Origin of the sequence: Streptomyces exfoliatus (assembly GCF_000725545.1) — a bacterium.
GTDB lineage: Bacteria > Actinomycetota > Actinomycetes > Streptomycetales > Streptomycetaceae > Streptomyces > Streptomyces exfoliatus.
Map to the genome: position 1 here is coordinate 156,761 of NZ_JNZP01000002.1, position 16,554 is coordinate 173,314.

The 16,554-nt window shown below is 74.6% G+C and carries 16 protein-coding genes; 10 read left to right on the forward strand and 6 right to left on the reverse strand.

Features of this window, described 5'->3' with window-relative positions; all coding sequences use genetic code 11:
• Positions 1 to 68: 68 nt before the first annotated feature.
• A complete protein-coding gene (locus IO20_RS0103845) occupies positions 69 to 1,286 on the forward strand; it encodes an MFS transporter (protein WP_030546113.1) in 1,218 nt (405 codons plus the stop codon).
• 10 nt (positions 1,287 to 1,296) lie between these two features.
• Here IO20_RS0103845 and IO20_RS0103850 read toward each other — a convergent pair whose 3' ends face one another.
• Positions 1,297 to 1,782 carry a carboxymuconolactone decarboxylase family protein gene (locus IO20_RS0103850; protein ID WP_030546111.1) on the reverse strand — a complete coding sequence of 162 codons (486 nt, stop codon included), beginning with the start codon at positions 1,780 to 1,782 and terminating at the stop codon, positions 1,297 to 1,299.
• 120 nt (positions 1,783 to 1,902) lie between these two features.
• Here IO20_RS0103850 and IO20_RS0103855 point away from each other — a divergent pair, with 120 nt between their 5' ends.
• Positions 1,903 to 2,826 (forward strand): pirin family protein, encoded by a 924-nt coding sequence (locus IO20_RS0103855; RefSeq protein ID WP_030546109.1) that lies wholly within the window; start codon positions 1,903 to 1,905, stop codon positions 2,824 to 2,826.
• Here the strand turns inward: IO20_RS0103855 and IO20_RS0103860 are convergent.
• From IO20_RS0103860 to IO20_RS0103875, 4 genes are all read right to left on the reverse strand, one after another.
• On the reverse strand, positions 2,795 to 3,613 hold the full coding sequence (locus IO20_RS0103860; protein ID WP_078945844.1) for a metallophosphoesterase family protein: 819 nt from the start codon (positions 3,611 to 3,613) through the stop codon (positions 2,795 to 2,797). The two genes, IO20_RS0103855 and IO20_RS0103860, sit on opposite strands and share 32 nt — an antisense overlap.
• 26 nt (positions 3,614 to 3,639) lie before the next feature.
• Positions 3,640 to 3,891 carry a BON domain-containing protein gene (locus tag IO20_RS0103865; RefSeq protein WP_030546106.1) on the reverse strand — a complete coding sequence of 84 codons (252 nt, stop codon included), beginning with the start codon at positions 3,889 to 3,891 and terminating at the stop codon, positions 3,640 to 3,642.
• Positions 3,892 to 4,019: 128 nt separating this feature from the next.
• On the reverse strand, positions 4,020 to 5,429 hold the full coding sequence (locus IO20_RS0103870; RefSeq protein WP_030546104.1) for an FAD-dependent oxidoreductase: 1,410 nt from the start codon (positions 5,427 to 5,429) through the stop codon (positions 4,020 to 4,022).
• An 88-nt stretch (positions 5,430 to 5,517) separates the two neighbouring features.
• On the reverse strand, positions 5,518 to 6,189 hold the full coding sequence (locus tag IO20_RS0103875; protein WP_030546102.1) for an HAD family hydrolase: 672 nt from the start codon (positions 6,187 to 6,189) through the stop codon (positions 5,518 to 5,520).
• A gap of 207 nt (positions 6,190 to 6,396) precedes the next feature.
• Here IO20_RS0103875 and IO20_RS0103880 point away from each other — a divergent pair, with 207 nt between their 5' ends.
• The 7 genes from IO20_RS0103880 to IO20_RS0103910 all read left to right on the forward strand — a co-directional run bounded on the left by IO20_RS0103880 (position 6,397) and on the right by IO20_RS0103910 (position 12,642).
• Entirely contained in the window at positions 6,397 to 7,119 is a 723-nt protein-coding gene (locus tag IO20_RS0103880; RefSeq protein WP_078945824.1) for a HemK2/MTQ2 family protein methyltransferase, read from the forward strand.
• A gap of 65 nt (positions 7,120 to 7,184) precedes the next feature.
• A complete protein-coding gene (locus tag IO20_RS41170; protein ID WP_078945823.1) occupies positions 7,185 to 7,616 on the forward strand; it encodes a CDGSH iron-sulfur domain-containing protein in 432 nt (143 codons plus the stop codon).
• On the forward strand, positions 7,613 to 8,644 hold the full coding sequence (locus IO20_RS0103890; protein WP_051874246.1) for an iron-containing redox enzyme family protein: 1,032 nt from the start codon (positions 7,613 to 7,615) through the stop codon (positions 8,642 to 8,644). Before IO20_RS41170 ends, IO20_RS0103890 begins: the two co-directional genes overlap by 4 nt.
• Positions 8,645 to 8,752: 108 nt before the next feature.
• Complete coding sequence (locus IO20_RS0103895; protein ID WP_030546095.1) at positions 8,753 to 9,232, forward strand: Lrp/AsnC family transcriptional regulator; 480 nt, start codon at positions 8,753 to 8,755, stop codon at positions 9,230 to 9,232.
• A 96-nt stretch (positions 9,233 to 9,328) separates the two neighbouring features.
• Complete coding sequence (locus IO20_RS0103900; protein WP_030546093.1) at positions 9,329 to 9,724, forward strand: TOBE domain-containing protein; 396 nt, start codon at positions 9,329 to 9,331, stop codon at positions 9,722 to 9,724.
• A gap of 68 nt (positions 9,725 to 9,792) precedes the next feature.
• Positions 9,793 to 10,602 carry a molybdate ABC transporter substrate-binding protein gene (gene modA, locus IO20_RS0103905; RefSeq protein WP_030546091.1) on the forward strand — a complete coding sequence of 270 codons (810 nt, stop codon included), beginning with the start codon at positions 9,793 to 9,795 and terminating at the stop codon, positions 10,600 to 10,602.
• A gap of 54 nt (positions 10,603 to 10,656) precedes the next feature.
• Positions 10,657 to 12,642, forward strand: coding sequence for an ABC transporter permease (locus tag IO20_RS0103910; RefSeq protein WP_030546089.1), 1,986 nt, complete (start codon positions 10,657 to 10,659; stop codon positions 12,640 to 12,642).
• 27 nt (positions 12,643 to 12,669) lie between these two features.
• Here IO20_RS0103910 and IO20_RS0103915 read toward each other — a convergent pair whose 3' ends face one another.
• On the reverse strand, positions 12,670 to 14,730 hold the full coding sequence (locus IO20_RS0103915; protein WP_030546087.1) for a SpoIIE family protein phosphatase: 2,061 nt from the start codon (positions 14,728 to 14,730) through the stop codon (positions 12,670 to 12,672).
• Positions 14,731 to 14,997: 267 nt separating this feature from the next.
• Here IO20_RS0103915 and IO20_RS0103920 point away from each other — a divergent pair, with 267 nt between their 5' ends.
• Positions 14,998 to 16,506 (forward strand): hypothetical protein, encoded by a 1,509-nt coding sequence (locus tag IO20_RS0103920; protein WP_030546085.1) that lies wholly within the window; start codon positions 14,998 to 15,000, stop codon positions 16,504 to 16,506.
• Positions 16,507 to 16,554 lie beyond the last annotated feature (48 nt).

The following is a 16,554-nucleotide window of genomic DNA, read 5'->3' on the forward strand; positions in this document are numbered from 1 at the left end:
TTGCCGTTTCCGGGACACGGCCGGTGGGAGGCCCGGTCCGGTCCTCCGGCGGGGATACCGTCGGTGCCATGGTCGGTGTCGGTGATCGTCAGGGGTGGCTCCGGTGTCTGCTCGCCGGGGCCGTGTTCGTCGTCGGGATGACCGGCACCACGCTGCCGACCCCGCTCTACCCGCTCTACCAGGAGGAGTTCGGCTTCTCCGAGCTGACGGTGACGGTCGTGTACGCCGTGTACGCCTTCGGGGTCATCGGGGTGCTGCTCCTCGCGGGCGACGCGTCGGACACGGTCGGCAGACGGCCGACGCTGTTGTGGGGCCTCGGGTTCGCGGCGGCGAGCGCCGTCTGCTTCCTGTGCGCCGACGGCCTCGGCTGGTTGTACGCGGGCCGGCTCCTGTCCGGGTTCTCGGCAGGCCTGTTCACGGGCGCCGCCACCGCGTACGTCATGGACCTCGCCCCGCCGGGCGGTGAGTCCCGGGCGACGCTCGTGGCGACGGCCGCCAACATGGGCGGGCTCGGGTGCGGTCCGCTGCTCGCCGGCCTGCTCGCGGAGTACGCCCCCGAGCCGCTGCTGCTCCCGTTCGCCGTACACCTCGTCCTGACGGTCCTGGCGGCCGTCGTCCTCCTGCGGCTGCCGGAGACCGTGCGGGAGCGCCGGCCGCTGACCGCCGTACGGCCGCAGCGGCCCGCGCTGCCCGCCCAGGTCCGCCCGGTGTTCGTGCCGGCGGCGCTCGCGTCCTTCGTGGGCTTCGCCCTGTTCGGGGTGTTCACCTCGGTCAGCCCTGCCTTCCTGGCCCGGTTCCTGCACGTGGACAACCACGCCGTGACCGGACTGGTCGTCGCCCTGGCCTTCTTCGCGTCGACCGCGGGTCAGCTCGCCGTCGGCAAGGTCGGAGTGGCGCGGTCGCTGCCGCTGGGCTGCGCCGTGCTCTTCGTCGGTCTCGCCCTCCTGGCGGGGGCGCTCGCGACCGACCTGCTCGTACTGGTCGTGCTGTCCGCCGTGGTCGGCGGAGTGGGGCAGGGGCTCGCGTTCCGCGCGGCGCTGTCCGCCGTCGCCGGGGCGACACCGGTGGACCGGCGTGCGGCGGTGATCTCGACGCTGTTCGTGGTCGCCTACACGGGGATCTCGGTCCCGGTGATCGGTGTCGGCCTGCTGAGCGATCCGCTCGGTCTGGAACGGGCGGGCCTGGTGTTCACCGGCGTCATGCTCGCCCTGGTCGCCTCCGCCGGGATCTACCTGCTCCGGCGGCCGGTGCGGGGCGGGGCCGACAAGGGCCGGGCCCGGGCCTGAGCGGGGCTCCCTACGGCCGGGGATCCCGTACGGGGTGCTTGCTCATGATCGAGACCCGGTTGAACGCGTTGATGGTGACCGCGACCCAGATCACCGCGGAGATCTGGTCGTCGTCCAGGACCTCGCGGGCGGCTTCGTAGGCCTTCTCCTGGAGGAGGGCGTTCGCGGGGTGGGTGGTCGCTTCGGCCAGGTCGAGGGCGGCGCGCTCGCGCGCCGTGAAGAGTTCGGTGTCGCGCCAGGCGGCGAGGACGCCCAGGCGCCGGGTGGTCTCGCCGGCGCGGAGCGCCGCCCTGGTGTGCACGTCGAGGCAGGAGGCGCAGCCGTTGATCTGGGAGACGCGGAGGTTGACGAGTTCGACGAGGAGGCGGTCGAGGCCCGCCTCGGCAGCGGTGGCGCGGACCGCTTCGGCCGTCTGGACCAGGGCGTGATAGGGCTTGGGACTCTGCTTGTCGACGTAGACCCGCCGGGACCCGTGGTCCGCCGCTCGCTCGCTCACCTTGCGCTCCTTCACCGGCCGCCGCCGGGCGGCTCGTTCGCGGCCCGTCCGCGTGACAGGCGCCGCCCTCATGATGCATGATTGTTGAAGATAAAACTACCTTGTTCGAAGGGGTCGGTCATGAACGGTGCCGGGGTCGAGGTCCTGTCCGCACGGGACGTACCACTGGGAGGGCCGCGGGCCATGACCGTGCGGCGCACCCTCCCGCAGCGCGCCCGCACGCTGATCGGGGCGTGGTGCTTCATCGACCACTACGGCCCCGACGAGGTGGCGACGACCGGCGGGATGGACGTGGCGCCCCACCCGCACATCGGCCTCCAGACCGTGAGCTGGCTGTTCGAAGGTGAGATCGAGCACCGCGACAGCCTGGGCAGTCACGCGCTCGTACGGCCCGGAGAACTCAACCTCATGACGAGCGGTCACGGCATCAGCCACTCCGAGGTGTCCACCGGCCGGACCACGCGCCTGCACGGCGTGCAGCTGTGGGTGGCGCTTCCCGAGGAACACCGCGACACCGGCCGCGACTTCCAGCACCACGCCCCGGGGACCGTCCGCGTCGACGGAGCCGACATCAGGGTGTTCCTGGGGACACTGGCCGGTGAGACCTCGCCGGTGCGGACCTTCACGCCCCTTCTCGGCGCCGAACTCCTCCTCGACGCGGGGGCGAGCGTCACCCTGTCCGTGGACCCGGCGTTCGAGCACGGTCTGCTCGTCGACGAGGGCGACGTACGGGTCGAGGGAACACCGCTCAAGCCGGCCGAACTGGCCTACCTCGGCCCCGGCGGCCACAGCCTGACCCTCACCAACGCGTCGGAACGCCCCGCCCGTACCGTGCTGTTGGGCGGTCCCCCGTTCCAGGAGGAGATCGTCATGTGGTGGAACTTCATCGGCCGCAGCCACGAGGACGTCGTCGAGGCCCGCGCGGCGTGGGAAGAGGCGTCCGACCGCTTCGGGACCGTCGACGGCTACCCCGGCGACCGCCTTCCCGCGCCCGCGCTGCCGAACGCCAGGATCACTCCCCGCGTGAACCCCGCGCACCGCTGAGTCCCGGTGTCTGGGCCGCCCTCTCGGGTGCGAGCAGGGTCGGGTCCCGGTCGGTCCGCGGGTGGGCCAGGGGCAGGTGGTAGAGGGCGAAGGCCCTGCGGATGACGGGCTGGGCGACATTGCGGACGCGGACGCCGGCGGCCGTCATGCCGTGCTCCGTGCCCAGATGGGCGTGGCCGTGCACGGCGAGGTCGGCGCCGGACTCGTCGATGGCCTCCGCGAGGAGGTAGCTGCCCAGGAAGGGGTAGATCTCCACCGGTTCCCCGGCCAGCGTGTCGGGCACGGGCGCGAAATGGGTGAGGGCGATCCGGGCCCCGCAGCCGTCGGCGGACAGCTCGGTCAGGGCCCGGCGCAGTCCGTCGGCGCCCCGGCGCGTGGTGCGCACGAACTCCTTCATCTCGCGTTCGCCGAACTCCCCGGCGCTGCGGCCCGCGAACCCGCCGCAGAACCCCTTCGTCCCCGCGATGCCCACCTTCTCGCCCGCCACCGGCAGGACCACGCTGTCACCCTCAAGGACGGTGACCCCGGCGTCGGTGAGGACGCGGGCGACGTCCGTCTCCCGCTCGGAGTGGTAGTCGTGGTTGCCGAGCACGGCGACCACGGGGACGCCCAGGTCGCGTACCTCGTCCGCGACGACCTCCGCCTCCTCGACCGTGCCGTGGCGGGTGAGGTCGCCGGCGAGGAGGAGGACGTCCGCGCTCTCGTGCAGGGTCTCGAAGGAGGGACGCAGCAGACCCCGGCAGTCCGGGCCCAGATGGATGTCACCCACCGCGGCCACCCGGGCCACGGCTCCGTTCTGCCGTCCGGCGGAGGTCACAGCAGCTCCTCGGGCCGGTCCGGGGGATCCGCGCAGACGACCTGGAGGTCGGCGCGGACCGGGAAGTCGACCAGCTCCGCCTCGGCGATCCGGAGGATCTCGTCCCGGCGGTCGGCCGTCGGGACGGTGCCGGTCAGGAGGACGACCGCGCCGCGCACCTCGATCCGCACCCCGAGCTCGGCCACCTCCTCGCGCGCGAGCCGGTCCCGCAGCCGGGCGATCCGGTACTCGCTCTCTCCGCTGTTCATCGCGTGCCTCCGTCCTGTGCCGCCGTGCGTACCGCAGCGCCGAGCCGTGCCGTGCGGCGCCGTCGACCTGTCCCACCGCAGCGGCGGCTACCCGCGCGGCGCGAAAAGATCCGTCCGCCCGGCGGCGATCAGCTCTCCAGCGGGCTGGTCGCCGGGCCTTGGAGCACCGAGCCGTCGGCCGCGAAGCGCGAGCCGTGGCAGGGGCACTCCCACGTCTGCTCGGCGTCGTTGAAGCCCAGCTCGCAGCCCATGTGCGTGCAGCGCCGGCCGGTCCGCAGACCGGCCACGAAGTGGCGCGCCACGCCGGCCTGGTGCCCGGCGACCCCCGGGACCTCGCGGGCGGGCAGCCTCCGGCGCGGGTCGACGAGTTCCGTCCAGGCCGGGCGCGGCGCGCCGGTCAGATGCGCGGTGAGCAACCGGGCCGCGGCGACGCCGTTGCTGAGACCCCAGCCGCCGAAGCCGGTGGCCACGTAGACGTGCTCGGTGTCGGGGTGCTCGTGGCCGATGCAGGGGAGCCCGTCGGAGGTGTGGACGTCCTGCGCCGCCCAGCGCTGGACGGCCGGCGCCTCGGCGAAGCCCGGAAGGTGGTCGCGCGCCCATGCCTCCAGGCGCTCGTACCGCTCGCGTACGCCGCCGCTCCCCGGCTCGAACGCCTCGCCCGCGACGATCAGCAGCCGCCGGTCCCCGTCGAGTGGGGCGCTGCGCACGGACCGGGTGCCCTGCTCGGGCGTCAGGTACATGCCGTACGGGATGTGGCGCTCCTCGACGGGGGCGGCGACGACCAGCTCGCGGCGGAGCGAGAGCCGCATCAGGAGGGTGGTGTGACAGCGGAGCGGGAAGTGGGTGGCGAGGACGACGTCAGCGGCGTGGACGGTGTGCCCGCCCTCCACCGTGAGCCGGCAGTCCGTGCCCTCGTGCAGCTCGGTGACGCGGGTGCCCTCGTGGACGCGGCCGCCGTGCGCGACGAGGTCGTCCACGACGCCCAGCAGGAACCGGCGCGGATGGAACTGCAGTTGGTCCTCCACCCGGACGGCCGCGGCGACGGGGTAGGGAAGCCCCGTGTCGGTCACGGCGGTGGCCGGCAGGCCGGCCGCCGCGGCGGCCGCCGCCTCCGCCCGCACCTTGGCCGCCCCCTCCTCGTCGAGCGCGTACGTGTAGGCGGGCCGGTGTTCGATCTCCGCGTCGACGCCCAGCTCCGCGCAGAGCCGCGTCACGTCGCCGAGGGCGCTCTGCTGGGCGTCGGCGTACAGGGTCGCCGCCCCGGCGCCCTGGCGGTGGCGGAGGCGTTCGTAGCACAGGCCGTGCAGGGACGTCAGCTTGCCGGTGGTGTGTCCGGTGACCCCGGCGGCGATCCGGCCGGCTTCGAGCACCGTCACCTCGCGGCCGGCGCGGGCCAGCTCGCGCGCGGTGCAGAGCCCGGCGATCCCGGCGCCCACCACGACGACGTCGGCGCGCAGGTCGCGGTCCAGCGGCGGGTACGCGCTGCCGGGTGGTGCGGACTCCATCCAGTACGAGCTGTACGAGCTGTCCGGGCGCATGATCGCTCCTCTCGGCGGTCAGGTGCTCCGGCGACTACCCGGAGGCGCCGCTTCCCATCCGCCCGCGTCCGGTGGTTCCCGCACTCCCCTATTCCCCGGGACCTGTCGAGAACGGGCCGGTGTCCAGTCCGTCGAGGAGACCGGCCACGTCGTCGTACACGGCTTCGGCGCCCGCCTCCGTCAGGTCCGCTTCGGGGATTCCTCCGCAGAGCAGGCCGACGGTGGCGAGGCCGGCGCGGCGCGCGGCCTTCATGTCCCAGACGCTGTCGCCGACGAAGACGGCCCGGTCCGGGGCGACGTCCACCAGGGAGAGCGCGTGCTCGATCGGGTCCGGGGCGGGCTTGCCCTCCTCGACGTCGTCGGACGTGGCGGTGGCCGTGATCGCGTCGTCGGCGTCCACGGCGGCGCGCAGCGCCTCCAGCTCCCGTTCCTTCGCCGAGGTCACCAGGACGACCTTCCAGCCGCGCCGCGCGAGGGCCCGCAGCAGGTCAGCCGCGCCGTCGAAGGCCTGGAGCCGTTCGAACCAGGTGCCGTACAGGGCGTCGTGGGCGCCGCTGAGGCGGTCGTCCCCCGACCGGTCACGGTCGGATCCGAGCAGGTGCTCCAGGAGGTCCTCGCCCGGCAGGCCGATCGCGTGGTGCACGGCGCGGGTGGGCACGGTGTGCCCGCCTTGGCGCAGGGCCTCCCACCAGGCGACGACGTGCAGCGGGTTGGAGTCGACCAGGGTTCCGTCGACGTCGAAGAGCGCGGCGCGGTCCATGTTCCGGGGCTCCCCTCCGGGATGCGGGTCGGTGGTCCGGCGGATCCCGCCGCCGGTCAGTGGATCTCTCTCGTGACGCCTCTACCCGCTTCGGCGCCGGACAAGGGCGGCAGTCGGGCGTCGCCACCGGTTCGGGGCACGGCACCGGGAGCCCGGCATGTCGGAGCGGGTCACGGGTAGACGCGCGCCGACAGTGAGGGGTGTGAGATGAAGAGCCTGACGACGGATGTCGGGGAACGGGCGGCGGCGAAGGACCGGAGGACGGGCGGCCCGTGCGTCCCCCGGGTGTACCGCCTGCCCGGGGTGTACGCGCCCCAGACGGACACCGGCCTGCTGGCGGACACCGTACGGCGCGAGGAGCTTCCGCCGGGGGCACGCTCGCTCGACCTGTGCACCGGCACCGGTGTCCTGGCGGTCGTCGCCGCCCGGCGCGGTGCGCGGGCCACCGCCGTCGACATCTCGCGTACGGCGACCACCGCCGCGCGGTTCAACGCCCTGGTGCACCGCTGCCGGATCCGGGTGCTGCGCGGCGACCTGGACGCGCCGGTGCCGGACGAGCGCTTCGACCTGGTCACGGTCAACCCGCCGTACGTGCCGAGCGAGGACGAGGCGGCGCCTGTCCGTGGCGCGCGCAGGAGCTGGGACGCCGGAACCGACGGCCGGCTGCTGCTCGACCGGGTCTGTGCCCGCGCTCCCCGGCTGCTGACGTCCTCCGGCGTCCTGCTGCTCGTCCAGTCGTCGCTCGCGGGTGTCGACGCCACCCTGGAGGCCCTCGGGCGACGCGGCCTCACGGCCCGGGTGGTGGAGCGGCGTACCCAGGCGTTCGGGCCTGTGATGTCCGCGCGAGCGGGCTGGTTCGCGGCCCGGGGGCTGACCGCTCCCGGCACGCGCGTGGAGGAGCTCGTGGTCATCCGCGCGTTCCGGCCGTGATTGGGAAGCGTTGCTCCGGGCAGTCGCGCGATGTCAGAGCAGTCGTCTCCGATCGGTGGTGTGTCATGTCTGCTTCTCCGGGCGGGAACGCCCCGCACGCGAGGACACGGGTCGCCGCTCCTCCGGAGCCGCGGGGCGCGGGCCGGGACACCGGCACGAGCCGGGAAGGCACCAGGTCCCGCACGTCAGCCCCTCGGGTGCAGCCCCTCCTCGAAGGGCCGCTGCTCATGGAGGGACCCGCGGACATCGTCATGCCCGACGGGTCGGTGGTCCACTGCGAGCGTCCCGTGATAGCCCTGTGCACCTGCCGCCGGAGCCTGCGGGCACCGTTCTGCGACACGAGCCACCGTCCCCGTCTCCGGCGCGCGCCCAGCTCCGGCGCGCCACGGCGACGGGTGGGCGCGCCCGACGACACGGCCGATGAGCCGCCGGACGAGGCGGCCGAGGAGGAGAACGCGATGGCGGACGGCACGACCGAGGAGGCCCGGGCATCATGAGCGTCCTGCACTCCCTCACGAGGACCACGGCCCCTCCCCTGCCCGAGGCACGCGGGGACGTCTCGCACGCCGTACGGAGGCGTCTGCTCGGCGGCGGCGCGGGAGAGCTGCCCCGGGAGGCGGAGATCGCGCGCTGCTCCCCGTACGGCGAGGATCTGCAGCTGGCCCTCCACCTCTGTTACGCGCCGCACTACCAGGGCTTCGAGGGGGTTCCCGACAGTCTCGAATGGGACGCGGGGCTGCTCGGGGTGCGGGCCCTTCTGGAGCACCGGTTCGAGAGCGCGCTGCGGCACGACTGCCGCGACCGGCCGGACGTGGACGAGGCCCTCGCCGCCCTCCTCACCGAGCCGGCCGGAGGCACCGGCGTCACCCGGTTCCTGCTCTCCGACGGGGAGATGTGGCAGCTGCGCGAGCACGCGGCGCTGCGGTCGGTGTCGCAGCTGCGGGAGGCCGACCCGTACCAGTGGGTGGTGCCCCGGCTGCGCGGGCGGGCCAAGGCCGCGATGGTGGCGATCTCCTACGACGAGTACGGCTGCGGGCGGCCCGAGCGCATGCACTCCCAGCTCTACGCGGACCTGATGGCCGATCTGGATCTCGACCCGTCCTACGGGCGTTTCGTGGACGTGGCCGGAGCCGAGACCCTCGCCGTCTCGAACCTGATGTCGCTGTTCGGACTGCACCGGAGGCTGCGCGGGGCGCTCGTGGGGCACGTCGCCGTCGTGGAGATCACCTCGTCGCCCGCCTCTTCCCGGCTCTCCGCCGCGCTGCGCAAGTCCGGGGCGGGGCCTGCCGCGGAGCGGTACTACGACGAGCACGTGGAGGCGGACGCCGTCCACGAGCAGGTGGTACGCCGGGACGTCGTGAGCGGTCTCCTGGAGGACGAGCCGGACCTCGCGCCCGACGTCTCCTTCGGCATCGCCGCGACCTGCCTCCTCGACGACCGCTTCGGCGGCCACCTGCTGGACGCCTGGTCGAAGGGCGAGAGCGCGCTGCGGACTCCCTCCGACGGGGACGGCTCCCTGCGGTAACCCCGTGCCCGGTCCACCGCCGGCCCGCCCGACCACCGGGAAGACCGGGTTCCGTACCAGAATGGGGTGGTACGGACGGGGGTCCGGGCCCGAGGAGGACGACGGACCATGGCGGTGGACGAGCTCGACACCAGGATCCTGCGGCTGCTCATCGAGCAGCCCCGGACGAGCGTGCGGGAGTACGCGCGGATCCTGGGGGTGGCGCGGGGCACCGTGCAGGCCAGGATCGACCGCCTGGAGCGGGACGGGGTGATCACCGCGACCGGCCCCGTGCTCTCCCCCGCCGCCCTGGGGCATCCGGTGCTCGCGTTCGTGCACGTCGAGGTGACGCAGGGGCGTCTGAACGAGGTCGGTGACGCGCTCGCGGCCGTGCCGGAGATCGTGGAGGCCTTCTCCATCACCGGCGGCGGCGATCTGCTGACCCGGGTGGTGGCCCGTGACGCCGGGCACCTGGAGGACGTCATCCAACGGCTGATCCAGCTGCCCGGGGTCGTCCGCACCCGTACCGAGATCGCGCTGCGGGAACGCGTGGCGCACCGGCTGCTGCCGCTGGTCGAGGCGGTGGGACGGCGCCGGGGCCCCGCGTGAGCCTCTTCGTCGCTTCCTCCAACGAGAAGGGCGGATGCGACGAGATCAGCCGGTTTCCGTTGCAGATGAGAGCCCGCACGGCCTAGCGTGACGCACATGCAGTCCTACACCATCGGACAGGCGGCGCGCCTGCTCGGCGTCAGCTCCGACACCGTGCGCCGCTGGGCCGACGCGGGCCGGGTCGCGACCCATCGCGACGAAGGCGGCCGGCGTCTCATCGACGGCCGCGACCTGGCCGCCTTCTCCGTGGAGATCGCGCAGAGCGCCGCGGGCGACGAGGACGTGCCGTACACCTCGGCGCGCAACGCCTTCGCCGGCATCGTCACGGCGGTGAAGCTCGGCGACGTCGCCGCGCAGGTGGAGATCCAGGCGGGGCCGCACCGGCTCGTGTCGCTCCTCACCCGCGAGGCCGTGGAGGAGCTGGGCCTCGAGGTCGGCATGCGGGCCACCGCCCGCGTGAAGTCGACCAGCGTGCACATCGACCGGACCTGACCCCAGCGGACCGGTTCCTCATCCGTCCGGGCGGCCTCGCCGCCCCACGCTCAAGGAGCCCCACCCCCATGCCCCTCCCCCGCACGCGCACCGGCCGCCGGGCCCTGGTCGCCGCCCTGACGGCCGGTCTGCTGCTGCCGCTCACCGCCTGCGGCGGCGACGGCGCCCCGCAGGACGGCGCCGCGAAGTCCACCGGGGCGTCCGGGGTGCCCGCCGCCCGTCTGACGGTGCTCGCGGCCGCGTCCCTGACCGACGTGTTCGAGACCGCCGGCGCCGCGTACGAGAAGTCCCACCCCGGGACGGAGATCACCTTCTCCTTCGCCGGCTCGCAGGAACTCGTCGCCCAGATCGCCCAGGGCTCGCCCGCCGACGTCCTCGTCACCGCCGACGCGAAGAGCATGGACAAGGTCCGCGCCGACACCGGCGCCCCCCTCGTCATCGCCAGGAACCGGCTCGTCATCGCCACCGGCGAGGGCAACCCGTACAAGATCGACGGCCTGGAGGACCTCGCGGACACCGGACTCAAGGTCGTCCTCGCGGCCCCCGAGGTGCCGGCCGGCAAGTACAGCAGGAAGATCCTCGACGCCCAGGGCCTCACGGTGAAGCCGGTCTCCCAGGAGCCGAACGTCCGCGCCGTGCTCAGCAAGGTCGAGCTGGGCGAGGCCGACGCGGGGCTCGTCTACCGGACGGACGCCGAGAGCGCGAAGGACAAGGTCGACGCCGTCGACATCCCCGACGCGCAGAACGCCGTCGCCTCCTACCCCGCCGCCACGGTCAAGCAGTCCGAGAACGCCGAGGCGGCCGCCGCCTTCGTCGCCTGGCTGTCCTCCCCCGAGGCGCGGAAGATCCTCCTGGACGCGGGCTTCCAGCAGCCGTAGTCCGGCCGAGGAAGGCCCCGTTTCCCTCCGCACCTTCGACGCCTGGAACGAACGATGAAAACCTTCCACGGCCGACCCACCGGGCGAGGGACCCGCACCCCGCTCCTCCTCGCCGTGCCCGCGCTGCTCGCCGTGGCGTTCCTGCTGCTGCCGCTCGCCGGGGTCCTGGCCCGCACCGAGTGGGGGGCGTTCGGCGCGCATCTGACGAGCCCCGGCACCGTCGAGGCCCTCAGGCTGTCACTGATCGTCTCCTTCTGGGCGCTCGGCCTCTCTCTGCTGCTCGGCGTGCCGCTGGCCTGGCTGCTCGCCCGGGTGCCGTTCCGCGGGAAGGCGATCGTCCGTTCGCTCGTCCTGCTGCCCATGGTGCTGCCGCCGACGGTCGGCGGCGTGGCCCTGCTGCTCGCCTTCGGACGCCGCGGCCTGATCGGCCCCTGGCTGGAGAGCACCTTCGGGGTGACGCTGCCGTTCCACACCTCGGGCGCGGTGGTCGCCGCGACCTTCGTGTCCATGCCGTTCCTGGTCATCAGCCTGGAGGGGGCACTCGCCGGTCTGCGCCCCCGGTACGAGGAGACGGCGGCCTCTCTCGGCGCGTCACCGGTCCGGGTGTTCTTCACCGTCACCCTGCCGATGGTGGCTCCGGGGCTGCTCGCCGGCGCGGCGCTGACCTGGGCGCGGGCCCTGGGCGAGTTCGGTGCCACGATCACCTTCGCCGGGAACCTGCCGGGCACCACCCAGACCCTGCCGCTCCAGGTGTACCTGCTGCTCCAGGAGGAACCGGAGGCCGCCACCTCCGTCTCGCTGCTGCTGCTCGCCGTCGCCATGGCCGTCCTCCTGGCCCTGCGCGGGCGCTGGAGCGGAGCGCCGTCCCCCCGCCGCACGCCTGCCGTCGCGGATGCCCTGGGCCCCGGGGGAACCACCGATCCGGCGACCGGGCCGGTGCCGCCGTTCGGCGGGGCGGCGGCGGACCGCGTCGAGGACGAGGCGGGCGACCCCGACGCCGAAGGACGCTGGGCGCTGCACGCCGACGTCGACGGCTTCACCCGGCTGACCCTGGACGCCGCGCCCGGCACCACCATCGCCGTCGTCGGGCCCAACGGCGCGGGCAAGACGACTCTGCTCCGCGCCCTCCTGGGCCTCACCCCCCGGGCCCACGCCGCCCTCCGGCTCGGCGACGCCGACGTCACCGGCCTGCCGCCGCACCGCCGTCAGGTGGCGTGGGTCCCGCAGGACGGCGCCCTGTTCCCCCATCTGACCGCGCTCGCCAACACCGCGTACGGGCTGCGGGCGCACGGCGTACCGCGTGCGCGGGCCCGGCGCGAGGCCCTGCGCTGGCTCGACCGCCTCGGCGTCGGCCACCTCGCCGACCGGCGCCCCGCCCAGCTCTCCGGCGGCCAGGCCCAACGGGTCGCCCTGGCCCGCGCGCTGGCCGCCCGGCCACGGCTGCTGCTGCTCGACGAGCCGCTCGCCGCCCTCGACCAGACCACCCGAGCCCATGTCCGGCACACCCTGCGCAGCCACCTCGCCGGTTTCGGCGGCGTCTGTCTGATGGTCACCCACGACCCGGTCGAGGCCGTGTCCCTGGCCGACCGCGTCCTCGTCCTCCAGGACGGCCGGGCGCTCCAGGACGCGCCGCCGGCCGAGGTCACCCGTCATCCCCGTTCACCGTGGGTCGCCCGCATGCTCGGCAGCAACGCCTGGCCCGGCACGGCCACCCCCGACGGCCTGGACCTGGACGGGGGAGGCGCCCTCATCACCGCCGAGCAGCCGCCCGTCGGCACCCCGGCCCTCGCGATCATCGCGCCCGAGGCGGTGGCCGTGCACCGCGAGCGGCCCGGCGGCAGCCCCCGTAACGTCTGGCCCGGGACCGTACGCGAGATCACCGCGAGCGGCAGCCGGCTCCGGATCCTCGTCACCTCGGACCTTGCCCCGTCGCTCGTCGCCGAGATCACCCCGCAGGCCGCCGCCGAGCTGGGCCTCGCGGACGGGGTGCCGGTCTGGACGGGGGTCAAGGCGACCGAGGTGACCGTCGTACCCCTGTGAACCCCGTGGGTGACGGGCGCCTCTTCGTCAGCGGGTGGTACGGGCGAGCAGCATCGCCACGTCATCCTGGGCGGCTCCCGCGAGGAGTCGGCCCAGGACCTCGTCGCACAGCGTGTCCAGCGGACGGTCGAGGGGCAGCAGGGCCTGGGCGAGCTGCCGCATCCCCTCGTCGAGGTCGCGGTCGCGGGCCTCGATGAGGCCGTCGGTGTAGAGGACGAGCAGCCCACCCGCGGGCAGCGCGACCTCCTCCGTGCCGAAGTCGTGGGCGCCGGTGCCCAGCGGGGTGCCCGGCGGCCCGTCGAGGAAGGTGATGGTGCCGTCGGGGGTGGCCACGGCCGGCGGCGGATGGCCGGCACGGGCGATGCCCCAGCCGCCGGTGGCCGGGTCGTGGACGGCGTACACACAGGTCGCCATCGTGTCCTCGCCGAGGTCCGCCACGACGGCGTCGAGGGAGCTGAGCATCGACGCCGGCGGAATGTCGTGGCGGGCCAGGGTCCGCACCGCCGTGCGCAGCTGGCCCATGACGGCCGCCGCGTGGATGCCGTGCCCCATCACGTCGCCGATGACGAGCCCGGTCCTGCCGCCGGGCAGGGCGATGACGTCGAACCAGTCGCCGCCGACGTCATGGGCGCTGGCCGGCAGGTAGCGGCCGGTGAGTTCGAGTCCGGTGACGGCGGGCAGCGCGCTGTTGGTCAGGCTCCGCTGGAGGGTGAGGGCGGCCTCCCGCTGGGTGGTGTAGAGACGCGCGTTGTCGATGTTGAGGGCGGCGCGGGCCACGACCTCGTCGATGAGGACGCAGTCCTGCGCGTCGAAGGGCTCGCGGGTCCGCAGCCGTGTCACCGCGACCGCGCCGAGCACCTGGCCCCGGGCGACCAGCGGGACGAGCCGCGCCGAACCGATGCGGGTGGAGAAGTAGGTGCGGAGCGCCTCGGTGCGCGGACCGGTGAAGAGTGCCTGGACGTCGGAGGTGTAGAGGTTGAAGGGCCGGCCCCGGGAGACGACCTGTTCGTACACGGAGTCGAGCGGGATCTGGAAGGTCTGCCCGGCGGTGAGCACCGACGTGGGCGCGGTGGGGTCGGGGAAGCGGGCCGCGAGCCGGCGCAGCACCCCGCGGGTGGAGGCCGCCGGGTCGTCCGGTTCGAGGACGGCCTCCAGCATCTGCACGTCCGCCGAGTCCGCGAGCTGGGGCACGAGGAAACGTACCGCCTCCTCGGCCGTCTGCTTCAGGTCCAGGGTCGTGCCGATCTTGGCACCGGCCTCGGCGAGCAGGGCGAAGCGGTGCCGGGCCCGCTCGACCTCGCTGTGCGCCTCCTGGCTCTCGGTGATGTCGACGAGGGAGGCGATCAGTCCCAGGGACCGCCGGTCGGTGCGGTCGACGAGGGGTGCGTACGAGCAGGACCAGATGCGGTCGCGCTCGGGGTCCGCGGGGGTACGGCCGACCCTGCGGGCGTCGACGACGGCGGTCCCGCTCTCCAGGACCTGGCGCATCAGCGATTCGAGCGAGGTGGCGTTCACGCCGGGCACGACCTCGGTGAGTCGGCGCCCCACGTGCTCGGCCGCCGGGACGCCGTTCATCCGGGCCAGGGTGTCGTTGACGCGCAGGAACCGCAGGTCGGGGCCGAGCAGGGCGAGACCGATCGGCGACTGGGTGAAGAGGCTCTCCATCGCCGCCAGGTTCTCGCGCATGCGCAGGACCTCGGAGGTCTCCACGGCGATGAGCATCGCCCCCGGCCGGCCCTGCGGGTCGGCGGCCGGCACGATCCACATCTCCATCGCGACCAAGTGGCCGTCCCGGTGGCGGACGGGCAGCGTGCCGACCATGGTCTCGCCGTTCTGGACGCGGTGGGTGAGCCGGTCGGCGAGTTCGCGGTTGGCGTCGGGGACGAGCAGCGGGGTGGCGAGTCGTCCGAGCACGTGCTCGGGGCGGTGGCCGAGCAGGTCCTGGGCGGCGAGCGACCACTCGACGATGCGGCCCTCGGCGTCCTCCCGCCACAGGGCGATCGGAAGCAGCTCGCGGAGCACGCCCGCGTCCCCGACGGCCGCCCGGGGCGGCTGCGGAACCCTGCTCGACGACTGGTGAGTCTCCAACGCATCGACCTACGCATCGGCCCGGCCCCGGGGGGCATTCCCTATCGCATCACCCTAGCCGAGTACCTGACGGCGGGCCCTTCGCCGTCGGCCGTTCGATGAGGCTCCGGGGCACCGGGTTCGCGGGGAGGTTCCGTAGTTCTACGGATGTGCGGGCGGCGCGGAACTGCGAAAGTCGGTCCGACCTCTGCGCTCGCACCCGTCCCCTGTGTCCGCAGCCCTCCCCACCCGCCACTCCCCGCGCCCCCACTCCCCGGAGCACCCCGCATGAGCAGCCGCTCCCCCGACGAGATCCACACCGGTGCGCGTGCGTACGGCCCCGAGCCCGGCGGTCGCCCAGAACCTGCGGATCCGCACGAGCTGCTCCACCGGGCCCGTCGGCTCACCGCGCACCGGAACCCCCGGGCCGGAAGTGCCTGGGAGCGGGCCGCGACGGCCCTGGTACGCGCCGGCGGGACGCTCACCCCCGGGGACCACGCCGACGCCCTGGACTCGACCGCCCTCGACTGCAGGGGCGCGGCGCAGCCGGCCGCGCAACCGCTCTTCTTCCGCGCCGCCGACCTGCACGAGCGGGCCGGGCAGCGCGGCAAGGCGCTGGTCTCGCGGGCGCGGGCGGTCCTCGCCGGCCCCGAGCCGGGCGCGACGGCGCTCGCCCGGCTCACGGAACTGTCCGAACGGGCCGGGGTCCTCCACGCGCTCGGGCAGGCCGGCGCCGCGGAGACGGCGACGGTCCGCCTGCTGCGCGGCCGGGCCCGCGCCGACCTCCTGCACACCGCGCCCGACCCGGCGGCCGAGGCGGCGGCGCTGCGCGAGGAGCTCGCCCGTCTGATCGCCTTCACCGGACGACACGGTGCGGACGACGCCGTCCCCGGTGTGCGCGCCGACACCCGTGCGCTGCTCGGCCGGATCTCCGCACCCGACGACCCGGCCGCCGCGCTGACCCATCTGCGGGCCGCGGCGGAGGAGCACCGTGCCGGGGGCCGCCCCTGGCTGGCCGCGGAGCACGAGCTCGTGCTCGCGGCCCTGCTGCGGGCCACCGGCGCCCCCGAAGAGGCCGCCGCGCTGCTCAGGGCAGCCCTCGGCCCCGTGACGCCGGACTCGCCGCTCCAGGCCTCCGACCGGGCCCGGCTCTGCCTCGCCCTGGCGCGTGCGGTCGCCGAGCCGGGCGGGCGGGGGCCCGCGGCCGGAGGGCCCGGGGCGGAGGACGAGGAGCTGTCCCTCCTCGCCGAGGCCGCCGGGCAGGCCGACGGGCCCGCCCAGGACGTGCACGTGGGTGCGGTGGCACGGCTACGGCTCGGGGTCGCGCACGCCGAGCGCGGCCGCTGCCGCGAGGCGTCGGCCCTCCTGGACGAGGCCCTGACCGGATTCGCGGAGGACGGGGACGGGGCGGCGCGTGTACGGGCCAGGGCCTGGCTCGCCGAGTGCGCGCTGCGCCTGGGCGAACCGGACCTGGCGGCACGGGAGTACGCGCGCGCCGCGGCGGAGGCCCGGTCGTGGGACGACGGGAGTCACGCCGCCGCTCTGAGCGGTCGGGCGGCGTACGCGCTCGGCGTGGCCGGTTCGCCCGAGGAGGCGGCCGGCGTCCCCGCACGGGCGGCCGGGGGCGCGGATCCCGCCGCGGGCCCGGGCCCGGGTGACGTGTGGTCCTGGCTGCGCGCGCTCCCGGAGCCGTGCGGACCGCAGGGGCCCTACCAGGTGAACGTGTACGGCGAAGTGGGCGGACCCGGGCCACGGCCCGGCGGCACTCCGGCGAACCGAGTACAGGGGTGTGTGTGAGCAGAGTGATCGACGGCCGCTTCGAGCTGGTGGAGCGGCTGGGCGGGG